This window comes from Oscillatoria sp. FACHB-1406 (assembly GCF_014698145.1).
GTDB lineage: Bacteria > Cyanobacteriota > Cyanobacteriia > Cyanobacteriales > Spirulinaceae > FACHB-1406.
In genome coordinates this window covers 1-15,184 of the sequence record NZ_JACJSM010000037.1, presented here as the reverse complement: position 1 = coordinate 15,184, position 15,184 = coordinate 1, and the positions used below count along the sequence as shown (strand labels likewise).

Here is a 15,184-nt window from a genome sequence, read left to right as displayed (position 1 = left end):
CTCGTTTTCAGAAGGGGGTTAATCTGAGTCTCAATTAATTCTGCGGATCGATGACTCCGAGCGGCTGAGAAAGTTTAACCTTTCTTGCTCTCATTTCGATCCAAGTTTAACACGCTCGCTTTGAATCCCACCTGAGATCGGCAGGCGAAGATTCTTAACATCCCTCGAGGCGGAATTAAAAATTAAAAATTAAAACTTAAAACTAGAGATTAAAAAGGGGCCGAAAAACTTTGCTTTGCTAATAGCGCTGTTCCATAGGCAGCTTCAGTTTCCAAGGACGGTGCAACGGGAACGCAGAGATGGCGTTGGCGAATTGCAGTCCAAGTGGGGTTCTGCGCGCCGCCGCCTGCGGTATGGACGCGGGTTAGGGAGGTTGCGCCGAACTCTTGCAAGAGTGCGTATCCTTTGGTTTCAATTCTAGCTAAGCTTTCGAGCAAACCGTGGAGGAATTCAATTTCGCTGTCGGGGCGGGGTTCTAGGCGCGGCAGCAGGTTAGGATCGTTGATGGGGAAGCGATCGCCCCGCTCCAATAGCGGATAATAATCGAGGGGACTCGCTTGCTGCGGATTGATGCGCTGGCTGATATCGGTAAGTTCGGAATCGCTGAAATAGTGGCGCAGCACCGCACCGCCGGTATTGGATGCGCCGCCCGTCAGCCACAAGTTCCCAAAGCGATGGCTGTAAATTCCGTACTCGGCAGCGTCTACTTTAGTGCGACTCAAGAGTTTTAAGACGAGGGTGGAACCCAATGAGGTGACAGCTTCGCCGGGGTAAGTTGCACCGCTAGCAATAAAGGCGGCAATACTGTCGGTGGTTCCGGTACAGACTCGGCAAGTTTTGGGGAACCGGAGGCGTTGCGCGATCGCGGCGTTCACTTCGCCAACGGGCGTTCCGGGCGGTAAAATCTTCGGTAGGAGCGCGCGAGCGGAGTGCTGCTGCAATCCGGCGGGATAGCAGAGATTCTCGACATCGTAACCGAGTTTTAAGGCGTTGTGATAGTCGCTGATGCCCAGTTGACCGTGCAGCAAAAAGCCTAGCCAATCGGCTTGATGTAAGAAGTAAGCTGCTTCGGGATAAAAGGGCTGGTGCGTCCACCACAACAGTTTGGCGAGACTGGACGAGGCACTGAGGACGACGGCGTTAGAAGGTACGATATCGGGAATTCGTGCCACTTCTGCGGCTGCGCGCGCGTCGCTGTAAAGGAGAGTATCGAGGGGGCTGCCGTTGCGATCGCACAGTAAAACTGTAGCCGAAGTTCCGTTAATCGCGATCGCTTCAGTTTCCTTGCGAACCGATAAAGGAAGTCTTTCGAGTAGAGAAAATAAAGTATTTTGCCAAACTGTTGCCAGAGCTTGCGTTGTCTGGAAGGGTAGACTCGCTCTAGCTTCAATGTTTCCTTCGGCATCAATCGCGATCGCGCGCGCTCCCGACGTACCAAAATCAAGACCCAGAAAAAGCGTCACTACCTACTAAATCTTTATTGTTGTTGTCGAAAAATCATCAAATTGTCGTCGTAATCTGTCCCCATTCTTCCCGCAAAAACACTGCGAATTTGGGCGACGGCTCCGGCATCGTACTCCATCCCACAAGACTCCATTTTCTCTATCCAGTAACTTTGAGGTTGTTCGTTAACGTGTAAATGTCCTCCCTGTCCCGGCGGGGCTGCGGTCAATGCTAAAGTAGGAGCAATTTTCGAGAGGACTTTGCACAAATGGAGGGCATAGGTTTCGGGAATATGTTCGGCAACTTCCAAACAAATACATAAATCCCCATTTGCTGGAATAGCATCGATCTTGGTGATATCGATTTGCTGCGCTGAAGTTACGCCTCGGCTTTGAGCCACTGCGATCGCGTCTGAAGAGTAGTCGAAGGAACGAACGTCGCAGCTTAAGTCCAGAAAAGCTTTAGAAAATCCGCCGCCACCACAGCCGACATCAACAACAGTTTTCGGATTAAATTGTTCAAATAGCGTTTGGGCAAATAAGGTATAGGTAAAATTTGATGATGCCGCCTGACCGTGATAGTAATTCCAGTCGTAACCGGCATTTTTAGTAAAGTGACTGTAGAACAAATGTTTGAACTTATAGTTCACTTTTTGTAATTTTAAAAAGAAAGGATCGCCCATTGTCCGACGAACGACTTCCCGTAATTTATTTTTGGAAGCTTTGGTGGGTTCTAATGCTTTAGAATTGCTAACTATTTGTGGCAGTGCGTTATCCATAAGGTTAAAATCCCTGTTCTTGACTTTTGTGCCTTTATATGAATTCAACTGTAAGCTAAAGACTCTACAAGCTAGTACAGTTTTTAACAAAACTTACAGTTAATCGTCCCTGAGAGAAAAATCATTTTAGCTGGCTTTTCTCGTCCTCTCTATTCGGTTTGCAATACCCTGAATTTTCGTTCGTTAGCCGCTTGTACCCAAATTCACGAGTCGATCGCCCTCTCTCCAAACTCGTTCCGCTAGCTCCAACTTATGCAACGAGGGCTAGATCGTTTCGTTCTACGGCTCCGCTCAAAAGCCTTCTGTCCGATTCCGATCGCCCGATTTGGCTGAAGAAGACGTGAAAAACTTGTGAATTTAGGATAGCTCTAGCATAAACAGGCTGAAAGCTAATGACAAACATTTGCCCCTTGGTTTACGAAATCTTTAAGATTTTTATTAATTTTTGTTGCGCTTATAAGTTTTATTAATTATTAATTATCTAAATCTTCGGTTCCGTGGGTTAGAAGGCTTAGAACGAGGGGAACTCCGCCGCGAACCCTCTTGGGGGGAGCGCATTAGTTGCTCGCTTGTTTGAACGAAAGCATCTTTAGCCAAACAAGGATAATCTCCCACCCAAAGATTCGGTTCGGGTAAATAGACATCGCTGGTTTGGCTGATGCGACTGAGATCGGCAAGATCCGAAAAGACTAATAATTCCGCAATTTGTCCCGGCGCGATCGCCTTATGCACGCGCTGGAGTGGCGCTTGTAGCGTAGTGCGGAAACCCGTTTTATCCCCAACTTCGAGATTAATTCGACGTTCTCGGTTTTCAATAATCACCAACTCACCGCGCTGATTGACGGTTTCTTCCTCGCGCACGAGATCGTCAGTGACAAAAACATCCAAAACGCGACCGCGCCAAAAACCGCTGTACTTATAGCGACGGTAAGCAACATTACGCGTACTCGCCCAATAAACGGGACTCCACAACCAATATAAGCTCGCAACAAAACCCATTAAAAATTTGATCCCACCTGCACCCGAGCCAAAGACCTGCCCCACTACCCAAAGTATGATAACGGCGATAAAAGAAATGAGCAGTCGTCTTAGAAAGTCGCGCAGTTTGCCCCAATAGTGAATATATTGCGCGCCCGTTGCGATCGCGGGAACTAATTGTTCAAATTTGGCACGAGTCAGCGGAATCAACATAATTCGTAATTCGTAGTTCGTAATTCGTAATTCGTAATTCGTAATTCGTAATTCGTAATTCGTAATTCGTAGTTCGTAATTCGTAATTCGTAATTCGTAATTCGTAATTCGTAATTCGTAATTCGTAATTCGTAATTCGTAATTCGTAATTAATACCTCATCATTTGTCATTCATAACTCATAACTCATAACTCATAACTCATAACTCATAACTCATAACTCATAACTCATAACTCATAACTCATAACTCATAACTCATAACTCATCATTCATATTACTTTTTCCAGCCCGTAAACCAAGCTTTTAAGCTGGACGACTTGGCGAATCGCGAGTAAAACTCCCGGCATGAAAGAAGCGCGATCGGTGGTATCGTGACGCAGGGTATAAAGCTGCCCCGCAGAACCGAAAAGAATTTCTTGATGGGCGATTAAACCCGGAAGGCGAACGCTGTGGATGCGAATATTTTCATCCGCCGTACAACCGCGCGCGCCCGCCAGAGTCTCTTTTTCCTCGACAAGGGCGGGATTGTAAGTTTTGCCCATTTCAGCGAGCATTTGTGCGGTTTTAATCGCCGTACCGCTGGGCGCATCCGCTTTTTGGTTGTGGTGAAGTTCGATAATTTCGACGCAATCGAAATACTTAGAAGCTTGTAAGGCAGCTTGCTGCATCAAAATTACACCAATACTGAAATTAGGGGCAATAATTGCCCCTGTGCTTGCTTTTTCAGCAAATGCTGCTAAATCTTCAATTTGTTCGACGGTTAAGCCGGTAGTGCCGACAACCGGACGAACGCCATACGCGATCGCGCTGCGGACGTTATCATAAACGCCATCAGGATGGGTAAAATCTACCATTACCCCTTGAATTTCTTGCTGCGTTGCTAACACCAAAACGCTTTGCAAATCGCTGAGGATTGGGACTTCTAGCTCGCCGCAGCCCGCTACAATTCCGGCATCTTGTCCCTCGCAGTCCGGACTTTTATCGACTGCTCCCAATAACATCATATCTTTCGCTTGGGAGACAGCCTTAACAACTTCCCTCCCCATTTTCCCCGCCGCACCATTGACAACGACAGGAATTCGAGCCGCCTCGGTCATAACGATCGCACCATTAAGTAGAACTTGCTAGTGGGCATTGTACTACGTTGGCGGGCGGGAAGGGCAGCGAATCGCGACCAAACCCTTTACTGGCGGGATTCCATAACTTGAGTCAGGCGTTCGATTGCGGTCGTCAAACGTTCTTGAGCCAGTAAATTCGCATCTGCTGGTGTCGCATCGGGATCGGCAACTTCTTTCCGCTTAAAGTTTTCAATCGCGCGAATCACCAGAAAAATTACGAAGGCAATAATTAAGAAATCGACAACAGTGCCTAAAAACTTCCCGATTAAAAGCGGTCCGAGCGTTAACTCTCGCCAAGCATCTCCGGTTGCGCCCAACGCCGGATTAATTAATCCCGGCATAACAATATCTTCTACGAACGAGGTAATGATTTTGCCAAAAGCACCGCCAATTATAACGGCAACGGCAAGATCGACCACGTTCCCCTTAGCAATAAAGTCGCGAAAATCGCGTGCAAACCCTGTTGCCCTTTGTCTTGTTCTGGTCATGACTCTACTAACTGGGTTATTAAACTTTCAACGTTAAACCTTTTTGGGGATTATTTTTTCTGTAGCGAAAATATACTAGCAGATTTAGCGACCAATTTGAGATTTCCTTGACTGCTCGACGCAAATTGTCTAGCATCAACAGTTTTAGGCAGTATCGCGAGTCCCGATTCCCCAACAGCAAAGCCCTTTAAAGTACGCAAGCGTATATCTGTATCTATGGATGACAACTTGACGGAAATCCTAGAACCGCCGTACAAAGAGAATTATGCGCTAATATTTATTCCCCATAATTGTTCTCCGTAAAAAGAGAGGCTCGAGTTCGGAAACCTATGCGGAAATTAAACATTGGGAGTGCGAAACTGATGCAATGGCTCAAGCAAGAACAGCGAGTCTTGCTAATCGCGATTGGGACAGCCGGTTTAATCGTTCTCGTGCGAGGGCTGGGGCTGCTGGAATCTTGGGAACTCTCGGCTTTCGATCGCTTATTTCTCCTCAAGCCTAACGCCACAGTCGAGCAACGCGAGATTATCGTGACCATTGGCGAAACTGAAATTCGTCAAGCTGGAAAGTGGCCGATCCCCGATCGCGAGATCGCGAAACTGCTCGAGATGCTCAACGCTGCTCGTCCCCGAGCAATTGGTCTGGGGATCTATCGAGATTTGCCCGTCGAACCCGGACACGATACCCTACAAAAGCTTTACCAAAACCTACCGAACTTAGTAGGGATAGAAAAGCTCGAAGATCGTAATAGTCCAGCCGTTCCTGCCCCTCGCTCGCTCGCAGCCAGCCAACGAGTCGGTTTCAGCAATGCCTTATTAGATCCCGATGGTCGGGTGCGTCGAGGATTGCTCTATTGGCATCTGCAAGGTCAAACTCATACCAGCTTTGCTCTTAAACTAGCTCTTCTATATCTAAAAGCTGACGGAATTGTCCCGCAACGCGCTGCATTAAATCCTCGCTATCTTCAGTTAGGTCAAGCTGTCTTTCGTCCCTTGCAAAAAAACGATGGCGGTTATGTCAGGATTGACGCGCAGGGGTATCAGTTTATGGGTCACTTTATCCCGCCTTCAGCGATTGAAAAGGTAGCAATGAACGATGTGCTAGCGGGAAAAATTGCGCCGGAGCGATTCCGCGATCGCATCGTTCTCATTGGTTCGACGGCTCCCAGCCTCAAAGACTTTGCCTACATTCCTTACAGCGCCCAATTCATGGACTATACCAAGCCGATTTATGGAGTCGAGTTACACGCTAACTTTATCGCTCAATTGCTCGATGCGGCAACGGGCAAAAATTCCTTGATTCAGGTCTTACCGGACTGGTTGGAAGGGATGTGGATTTTACTGTGGTCGGCAATTGGGGCGTGGATTGTCTGGACAATTCGCTCGCCGATTCGTTCGTCGTTGATGCTTCTATCGGCCATAGTCGCACTCTTTGCAGCCGTTTACGGCAATTTCCTACTGGGGTGGTGGTTGTCCTGGATTCCGCCTCTATTGGCTTTAATCGGCTCCTCAGCGATTCTCACTCACTATTTAGCCTATCGCCAAGAGGAATTTCGGCGCTCGAAAGATTTTTTTAAATCCGCCATTGATGCGATCGCGGATCCGATTTTTATTAAGGACGTTCGACATCGCTGGGTTGTCCTCAATCAAGCATTTTGCCAACTCAGTGGCTATTCCCTCGAACAATTGTTAGGCAAATCCGAAAGCGATATCTTATCGCCTGAAGAAGCTGAAATCTTAAGAGCGCAAGATTGTCTCGTTTTTGAAACGGGTTGCTCGATGGAGAATGAAGAGTATTTTACCGATGCAATGGGCAAAACCTATCGAATTGCAACCAAACGCTCCTTGCATCGAGATGCCGCCGGAAATCTGTTTTTAATCGGCGCGATTCGCGATATTACCGAACGCAAGCGCGTTGAAGACGAACTGCGCCGCACTACAGTAGAATTAAGCCGCTCGAACGAGCAACTCAAACTCTCGCGCGATCGCTTCCATAATCTTGCTTACCACGACTCCCTCACGGGGTTGCCCAACCGCAAGCATTTTAATGAAAGTTTAGCTCAATCGTTGACTTGGGCGAAGTCGAACAATTGCTCGATCGCGCTCCTTTACCTCGATTTAGATGGTTTTAAAGCAGTTAACGATACCCTAGGTCACGATTTTGGGGACTTACTGCTCGAGGCGGTCGCGGGTCGTATTGCCCACTGCGTCCGCAATAGCGATTTTGTGGCGCGTTTGGGAGGAGATGAGTTTACCGTCATTCTTCGGGGGCTTCACAAGGTTGAAGATGTATCGGTCGCGATCGGTAAAATTACCCGGAGTTTGTCCCAGCCTTTCGCTTTAAATGGGCATACGGTTGTAGTTAAGGCAAGTATTGGCAGCAGTATCTATCCCCGCGACGGTGATACTGAAGCAGTTTTGCTCAGAAAAGCGGACCTAACTATGTTTGAAGCTAAACGCCTCGCCAGCGATCGCATCTCCCAAAACTCTTAAATTAATTATGAATTATGAATTATGAATTATGAGTGATGAATTATGAATTATGAGTGATGAATGGTGAATGGTGAATGGTGAATTACGAACTACGAATTACGAACTACGAAATACGAATTACGAATTACGAATTACGAATTACTAAATCATACAGTTTTTCCGACCGAGCAACCAATACGTGGTAATTTTCCCCTTTCCTTTAACTTCAATTTCGCCTCGTTCTTCAAACTCGTAGAAGTATTTAAGGCGTTCGTAAACCGTTTGAGTGGTTTGAATGCGTCCGGGTTCGCCTAAAGATTCCATTCTCGAAGCGACATTAACGGTATCGCCCCACAGATCGTAAATAAATTTGGTTTCGCCGATTACGCCAGCAACGACTGGGCCGAGGTTAATTCCGATGCGAATTTGTAGGGGTTGTTGCCACTCCACAGCAATGCGAACGATGCTTTTTTGGATTTCTAAGGCCATTTCTGCGATCGCTTCGAGGCAGTCGTCTTTCGGCAGCGGCAATCCTCCCGCTACCATATAAGCATCGCCAATGGTTTTAATTTTCTCGAGGCCGTAAGATTTAGCGAGGCGATCGAATTCTGAAAAAATACGGTTGAGAAATTGAACGAGGCGGCGGGCGGGAAGGCTCGCAGAAAGGGCAGTAAAGCCGACGAGATCCGCAAATAGAATCGCTACATCGTCGAATTGTTCGGCAATGGGACTCGGATCTTGTTTAAGTTGCTCCGCGATCGCTTCGGGTAAAATATTGAGCAATAATTGCTCGGATTTTTCTTGCTCGACCCGCAAGGCTTCTTCTGCGGTTTTGCGTTTTTCATCGGCAATTTTACGCTCGGTGATGTCTTCGATCGCGCCGAGAATCCCGATCGCTTCTCCCCGTTCGTCGTGAATCGGGATTTTACTCACGCTCAGCCAGACGGGATTGCCGCTGGAGTCTGGACGTTGTTTGACTTCTAGAGTATTGTATTCCGCTTTATTATTACTCATAATGCGGCGATCGATTTCGCGAAACTTCTCAGCCGCCGCCGCTGCTTCTGGGGGCAACAGGTCTTCATCCCGCAAATTGACGACAGCTTCCGCACTCTCCAGACAAGCGGCTTCTGCCCAATTTTTATTGCACCCCAGAAACACCGAATCGCGATTCTTCCAAAAGATTTGTTGGGGAATATTATCAAGGACTAAACGTAAATATTGTTTGCTTTGCTTGAGTTCGGTTTCAATCTTTTTACTTTCAGTAATATCGCGAGCAATGTATAGCACGCAAGGTGTTTCCTCCAAATTAAGAATTTCCGCAGAAAAAAGCACGGTGCGCCTCTCTCCCGACTTCGCGATCGATTGAGCCTCAACATCTCTAACCGGGCAGTTTTGAAGCAATTTTTCGATGACAATTTCTAATTCTTCTGAATTCCCTAAGAGATTAAGATCGTGCAACCTATGCTGAATTACTTCTGCGAGAGTATATCCAGAACCGACCAAAAAACTGTCGTTGGCTTCGATAATGCGTCCGCCCTCGAGAGTTGCGATAAAAATCGGATCGGGACTGCAACGAAACGCCTTTTCAAACTTGGCTTCAGAACGGCGTAGGGCTGCGGTTCGTTCTTCTACCATCGTCTCGAGACTGCGAGAATAATCGGCCAGTTGAACTTGCGATCGCTTCAAGTTCCCGATCGTGCGCTCGAGGGATCGCGCTAAAATCCGAAATTCCCGAATTCTCGACCCCGGGACGCTGTACTCTAAATCCCCCTTTGCGATCGCTCGGCTTGCCTGAGCTAAACGCCCAATCGAACCCTCGAGCCAGCGAGAAGTATAAACACCTAACGTAACCGCAGCACTGAGTAATAACAAGCACAGAACGATCGTTTTGTTAGTAATATCGCGAATTTGCTCGGTCAGTTCGCTTTCGGGAATCACAACGATTAATAGCCAATCGAGACCGATGGCTGGAGCGACATTCGTCACTTGTACGAATTGGCGCTTACCCTCGATTTTCGGACGAAACCAACGGGTTCCCGATAGCTTCTGGAAACTGCCGAATCTTTGCTCGATCGCGGAAGCGACTTGTCGCCATTCGGGATCGCGACTTTCGGCGATTCGCAATAGCTCTTTACCGCTTGGTGTTTGGCGGTAGATTCGCTCGGACGACGAACTCGCAACGATTTTTCCGGTTCGTTCGATAATCGCGACTTCACTGGGACGATGGGAATAGAGCGTTTGTAGAAAGTGGCTGAGACTGTCTAATTGCAGATCGACAGCAATTGCGCCGAGGTGTTGACCGCCTGCGTCGTAGATGGGAATGGCGGAGGTCATGCCAATAGCTGAGGAGTTTGGTAACTCGTAAAGCGGCGACCAAACGAATTGACGCGATCGCGCGGCGGCTCGATACCACCCTTCCGTCCGGGGATCGTAGGATTTAACTTGCAAGCGCTGTCCCGGGTTGCCGCGATCGTCCAGCCGATACACTTCCGCCTTCGATGCGGTTGCGGGATTGCGAATTATCATTTGCGAATTCTTGCCCCGCTCTAAGCGTAAATACTGACCATCCTGCCCTACCCATTCAATCGTTGTCACCCGCTCGGACAATTGAAGTTGCTTCCAAAATATGCTCTTAAGGCGAGCGATGTCAGTAAAGTCGAATTGACTGGCCTCCAGTGACGACTCATTCAGTTCCAGAAACAAAACCGGAACTTCAGTGAAATTATTGATATATTGTTTGACTTGATTGGTGGTTTCCTGACCCAATTGCTCTGCTAACTCTTCAACCGCCTGAGAACCATTACGCCAAGCTAAATACCCAGTCAAGCCGACAGCCACAAAAATCTGCCCCAACAACGGCAAGAGCATCACCCAGCGCAAGGGAACGATATTGTTCCTTCGAGTCCACTTTCTCAAAACCATGCTTCTATCAACGCTTGAGTACGCCTCAAAGGATGTCACTTCCCCTCACATCGCCGGTCGGAAAAGGGAAAAGAGTCGTCTCACAATAAATTTCCCTACTTTCAAGACAGGAAAACCGATATCGAGCGGGATTGCTCGTGGAGCGATTACTGAAAAGATGCACTGAGGGCTGCCCATCGATACCCGGAAGATCGGCAGCAAAGATGATTCTTATCTGCTTGTTATACTCTACAACTCTACTTCTTCGCCAGCTTGACAATGGGTGATTTTCAATCTTCCGGGTCGCAGCCCTGCTAATTGCCTCGGGCGATATAATTTAAAATTCCTTCCGCGATCGCCTCGGCCATCTGGCGGCGAAAACTTGGATCCGATAACTTTGCCGAGTCGGAACTGCCTGTAACAAAGCCCACCTCCACTAAAACTGCTGGCATACTGGAATATTTCATCACATAAAAATTGGCTTGTCTTACCCCTCGGTTAGTCATCCCGGTGCGCCGAATAACACTCTTCTGAATCTCTTGCGCTAAGCCGCTACCGGCAGAGTAATAATAGGTTTCTACGCCATTCGCATTGCGAGTATCGGCGGAGTTGGCATGAATGCTGACAAACAAATCGACCCCCGCTTGATTGGCCATTTTAGTGCGCCCGTTGAGCGAAACGAAGGTATCGTCGGAACGAGTCAGTCTCGTACTGACTCCCTGGCGTTCCAAAATCTTCGCCACCTCTTGAGAAATAGGCAATATTACATCTTTCTCGCGCAGTCCGTTAATCCCTACTGCGCCCGAGTCCTGTCCGCCGTGACCGGGATCGACCATCACCACGACGCGACTGTTGCGAACGCTGGGCAACGGCGCACTCGGCGTGCTGCTGGGGGGCGGCGATACGGTGGGCGGGGCGGGACGCGGGGCGGGAATTGGGCGCGCGATCGGAGCGCTTGGGTTTAATGGCGGCGGCACGGGAATCGTAACCACGGCTGTCGAGTTCGAGCCGCCATTCGTCGAAATAGGAACCGCTAATTCTGGCGCGGGCGTGCTATTGCGCAGAACTACCATTCCCCCTTGAGGAACGAGAACTAAACCTCCGAAGCGGCTGAATGTCGCCGTCCAATTTGGACTCTCCGGCATCACTCGCATTGTTACGCGAGCGAGGGAGGAGGAAACTTGTGTAAATTGAATATCGCTAACGCCGTAGCGACTGACCGCGATCGCGCGAGAAGTTAAACTTGCTGGCAGGGTTATATCCGGCAAATCAACCTCAATTTCGTTGCTGTCGTTACGCCGCACTTCAATTTGTCCGGCTTGTTGACCGTCCAAGCGGACGTATAACCCGTTTTGCGTAATCTGGAAGTCGGGGCTTGAAGCGATCGAAGGAACGGTTGCCGCGCGGTATGGAGTAGGCAGCTTTACCGACCATTGCGCGGGATTAGCTCCGACAATTTGAACCTCTTGGGGATTAATCGCGTATCCCGCTTCTAATTCAACCACAAGACGAGTTGTGTCGGCATCCACCTGTCCGACGCGCACCGACTTAACCGCACCGCCCACTGCTTGGTTTGCCGTTGGTTTTCCTAACTGAGTTCCCGGTAAATCAACGATTAAGCGGCTGGGGTTAGCAATCAGTTTAGCAGTGGGCCGAACTCCCGCATCGGTAACAAAGTTGAGTTGATTGTGGTTGGCATTAAACTGCCAATCAACGAGCTTAGCAGCTTGGGCGGGGAGAGTAGAAAATAGCGCGCTGAGAGCGGTTAGGACGAGTAAGTGAATTCGCATGAGATTTCTATTTAATTTTTTTCAGAGGAATCGAGGGGCAGCCTTATTTAGGGCGCGATCCGCTTCTCGGATCTCTTCGAGCGCGTCTGAGGCGAGAGAACCCAAAGATTTTCTCGCCTTTTTTCAGAGCTATATTAAGTTGCGCTCATAGGTATTACCGTCCGACGCATCTCCCTTCAGGAAGATGCAAAAAAGATGTTGTCGCAGGCAACTTTTAAAATTGGCACAGTCCGATCGAGATTAAAAAACCCGGTTCCTGAAGCGGAATCGGGTTTTTAGCTTTGATGGAATGCGAGCAATCAAATTGAGAACTGAGTTCCCATACCATTATTATTTTTTGACATTGCCCCAGAGTAAACTAAGCCTCGTTCGGAATCGAGGGTGAGGATTTCGCCTTCGCGAATCGCGTCAGTTGCACCTTTTAAGCCGAGAATTACAGGGATGCCGAGGCGCATTCCGATCGCGGCGGCGTGGCTGGTCAATCCGGCTTCTTCGGTGACGATCCCGGCGGCTTTACGAATCGCATCTAAGTAGTCAGCATTGGTTGCTGGGGCAACTAGAATTTCGCCATTACTAAAGTCGCCAATTTCCTTGGGATTGCGAACCACGCGAGCGCGTCCGCTTACCCGACCTTCGCCAATCCCAACACCTTGACCTAAAACCGCCGTCACGATTTCGACCTTGATTAAATCGGTGGAACCGGATACGCCTTGGAGCGTTCCGGCCGTCGTGACGACAATATCGCCCTCACAGAGGAGGTGTTTTTCTTGGGCAACACCAAGGGCGGCTTGGAAGGTTTGCCCTGTGGAGGCTAATTCGAGAACGAGGAGCGGTTTAACGCCCCAAACGAGTTGCAAGCGCCGCGCGACATCGACGTGGGGCGTAACCGCTAAAATGGGCGTTTGCGGGCGGAATTTGGAGACGTTGCGGGCGGTTGCTCCACTTTTCGTGAGGGTCATAATCGCGGCTGCATCCAGTTCGCGGGCGATTTGACTGACGGCGCGGGAGATGGCGTTGGGAATCGATCGCGCGCTGCCTTCGGCGTGTTGGGGGCTGGCGAGTTCGCGATCGATACGCCCAGCAATCTTCGCCATCGTCGCGACGGCTTCGACGGGATAGCGTCCTACCGCCGTTTCGTTGGAAAGCATCACCGCATCAGTGCCGTCAAGAATAGCATTGGCAACATCGGAGATTTCTGCGCGCGTCGGACGGGGGTTATTTGCCATACTGTCGAGCATTTGCGTGGCAGTAATAACCGGAATTCCGAGACGGTTGGCCGTAGCAATCAGCCGTTTTTGCAAGATGGGTACGTCTTCGGCGGGCAATTCTACTCCTAAGTCTCCCCGCGCGACCATTACGCCATCGCAGAGCGAGAGAATTGCTTCCATCTGCTCGATCGCTTCGTGCTTTTCAATCTTGGCGATGACGGGGACGGATTTCCCGGCGTTATCGATGAGTTCTTTAATTTCGAGAATATCTTGGGGATTGCAAACAAAGCTGAGGGCAACCCAATCCACGCCTTGATCGAGTCCGAACATTAAATCTTCGCGATCTTTGCGGGTTAGAGCGCTAATTGAGAGGCGCGTATTGGGAAAGTTTACGCCTTTATTGTTGGAGAGAACGCCGCCAACAACGACGCGACAGTGTAAGTTCCTATGGACGGGATCGACTGTTTCGACTTGCATTTCGACGCGCCCATCGTCGAGGAGAATCAGCGCGCCCGCTTCTACTTCATCGGCGAGGCGCTCGTAACTGACGTAGCCGACTTCTTGGGTACAGGGAACGCGGCAACTGGTGAGAGTGAAGCGATCGCCCGGTTCTAAGAAAATAGAGCCTTCCTCGAAGCGGCCCAAGCGAATTTTGGGACCTTGTAAATCTTGTAAGATGCCGACGGGCTGGTCGAGTTCAAAGGCGGTTTGGCGGATGAGACGAATAGCGCGTTGGTGATCTTCGTGCGTGCCGTGGGAAAAGTTTAAGCGCAGCGTAGTGGCTCCAGCTTCAATCAGGTTGCGTAGGACGAGCGGTTCCAGCGTTGCCGGACCGACAGTGGCTATGATTTTGGTGCGGCGGGAAGGATGCGATCGCGGGTACGAGGTCGAGTCAATTTCAGGAAAATCTGCGAATCCCATATCTGGTGAAACCAAAAATTTGCGAGTTGAAAATGGAGCAGCGCTCGAAGTCTCTGCTATTCTCTTATGTTTTTCCTCAAAAGGGAACTCCTCAATTGAGAACGACCTGACAATTTCCGCGCTGTACTGCTAGCCATGCCGCATCGAGCCAAGATGGTTTATGCCAACCCCAATTTCGATCGGCAAAGAGCGGTACGCCTTTCTAGGACGACGCTCGAAGGGAATTATTCTTATCGCTCAAAAGGCTCGATCTCGCTTTTGAGCGAGCGGCGCGGAAGATACATGATTCTTATTTTTTGTCAACTTTTTCTCCTAGCTTAGCTTTATCGAGATTTCTGAGGAAAGATATGTCAAATTGTAAAAATTTCAGTCATAATGATTTAAAGTAAATTGGGAGCAAACCCGTTACCCTGGACTGGGTGAAAGGAATTTCCCAATTTTCCACGATGTTAAGAAACATGAAAATTGCTGTCCGCTCGCCGTTAAATCAAATATCGACGAGACTGCGCTAACGCTCTCAATCGAGCGATCGCGCAACCGAGCCAGACTTTTTTTCATCTGTCTCGTTGGACGGGAACTCAAACTCGAGGAGGTATCTGAGAAGATACAACCAGAGAGAGTAGGTATTTATACTTGTCAGGCAACTGACAAAAGATCTACTTCAGCCCGAGTTAACTTCGCTTTATAATGCAGCGAAGCCCCAAATTATAGAAATCTTGCATTCGTGCGTTCAGCAAGAGGATTTTGTATATGACAATTGCAGTCGGACGCGCACCAGAGCGAGGATGGTTTGATGTCCTCGACGACTGGTTAAAGCGCGATCGCTTCGTCTTCGTTGGCTGGTCGGGAATTTTACTGTTCCCCTGCGCCTACCT

The 15,184-nt window shown here is 49.1% G+C and carries 9 protein-coding genes and 1 pseudogene; 2 read left to right on the top strand and 8 right to left on the bottom strand.

What is annotated here, in order from left to right; translation table 11 throughout:
• Positions 1–209 precede the first annotated feature (209 nt).
• The 5 genes from H6G50_RS23235 to mscL all read right to left on the bottom strand — a co-directional run bounded on the left by H6G50_RS23235 (position 210) and on the right by mscL (position 5,018).
• Positions 210–1,463 carry an FGGY family carbohydrate kinase gene (locus tag H6G50_RS23235; RefSeq protein ID WP_190721877.1) on the bottom strand — a complete coding sequence of 418 codons (1,254 nt, stop codon included), beginning with the start codon at positions 1,461–1,463 and terminating at the stop codon, positions 210–212.
• Between the two features lie 14 nt (positions 1,464–1,477).
• Positions 1,478–2,221: a methyltransferase domain-containing protein gene (locus H6G50_RS23230; RefSeq protein WP_190721875.1), complete on the bottom strand. Its 744-nt coding sequence runs from the start codon at positions 2,219–2,221 to the stop codon at positions 1,478–1,480.
• Positions 2,222–2,698: 477 nt separating this feature from the next.
• Complete coding sequence (locus tag H6G50_RS23225) at positions 2,699–3,412, bottom strand: phosphate ABC transporter permease (protein WP_190721873.1); 714 nt, start codon at positions 3,410–3,412, stop codon at positions 2,699–2,701.
• A gap of 269 nt (positions 3,413–3,681) precedes the next feature.
• Positions 3,682–4,509 (bottom strand): 4-hydroxy-tetrahydrodipicolinate reductase, encoded by an 828-nt coding sequence (dapB, locus tag H6G50_RS23220; RefSeq protein ID WP_190721871.1) that lies wholly within the window; start codon positions 4,507–4,509, stop codon positions 3,682–3,684.
• Positions 4,510–4,595: 86 nt separating this feature from the next.
• Positions 4,596–5,018 carry a large conductance mechanosensitive channel protein MscL gene (mscL, locus tag H6G50_RS23215; protein WP_190721869.1) on the bottom strand — a complete coding sequence of 141 codons (423 nt, stop codon included), beginning with the start codon at positions 5,016–5,018 and terminating at the stop codon, positions 4,596–4,598.
• A gap of 329 nt (positions 5,019–5,347) precedes the next feature.
• Here mscL and H6G50_RS23210 point away from each other — a divergent pair, with 329 nt between their 5' ends.
• On the top strand, positions 5,348–7,510 hold the full coding sequence (locus tag H6G50_RS23210) for a CHASE2 domain-containing protein (protein ID WP_190721867.1): 2,163 nt from the start codon (positions 5,348–5,350) through the stop codon (positions 7,508–7,510).
• 141 nt (positions 7,511–7,651) lie between these two features.
• Here H6G50_RS23210 and H6G50_RS23205 read toward each other — a convergent pair whose 3' ends face one another.
• The 3 genes from H6G50_RS23205 to pyk all read right to left on the bottom strand — a co-directional run bounded on the left by H6G50_RS23205 (position 7,652) and on the right by pyk (position 14,309).
• The gene (locus H6G50_RS23205; RefSeq protein ID WP_190721865.1) at positions 7,652–10,411 is read right to left on the bottom strand and encodes an adenylate/guanylate cyclase domain-containing protein; all 2,760 of its coding nucleotides are present in this window, start codon (positions 10,409–10,411) and stop codon (positions 7,652–7,654) included.
• Positions 10,412–10,704: 293 nt separating this feature from the next.
• Positions 10,705–12,180, bottom strand: coding sequence for an N-acetylmuramoyl-L-alanine amidase (locus tag H6G50_RS23200; RefSeq protein ID WP_190721863.1), 1,476 nt, complete (start codon positions 12,178–12,180; stop codon positions 10,705–10,707).
• A 299-nt stretch (positions 12,181–12,479) separates the two neighbouring features.
• Positions 12,480–14,309 (bottom strand): pyruvate kinase, encoded by a 1,830-nt coding sequence (pyk, locus tag H6G50_RS23195; protein WP_190721861.1) that lies wholly within the window; start codon positions 14,307–14,309, stop codon positions 12,480–12,482.
• Positions 14,310–15,059: 750 nt separating this feature from the next.
• Between pyk and H6G50_RS23190 the strand changes: the two are divergent.
• Positions 15,060–15,184 (top strand): annotated as a pseudogene (locus tag H6G50_RS23190) (photosystem II D2 protein (photosystem q(a) protein)); the annotation flags it as partial.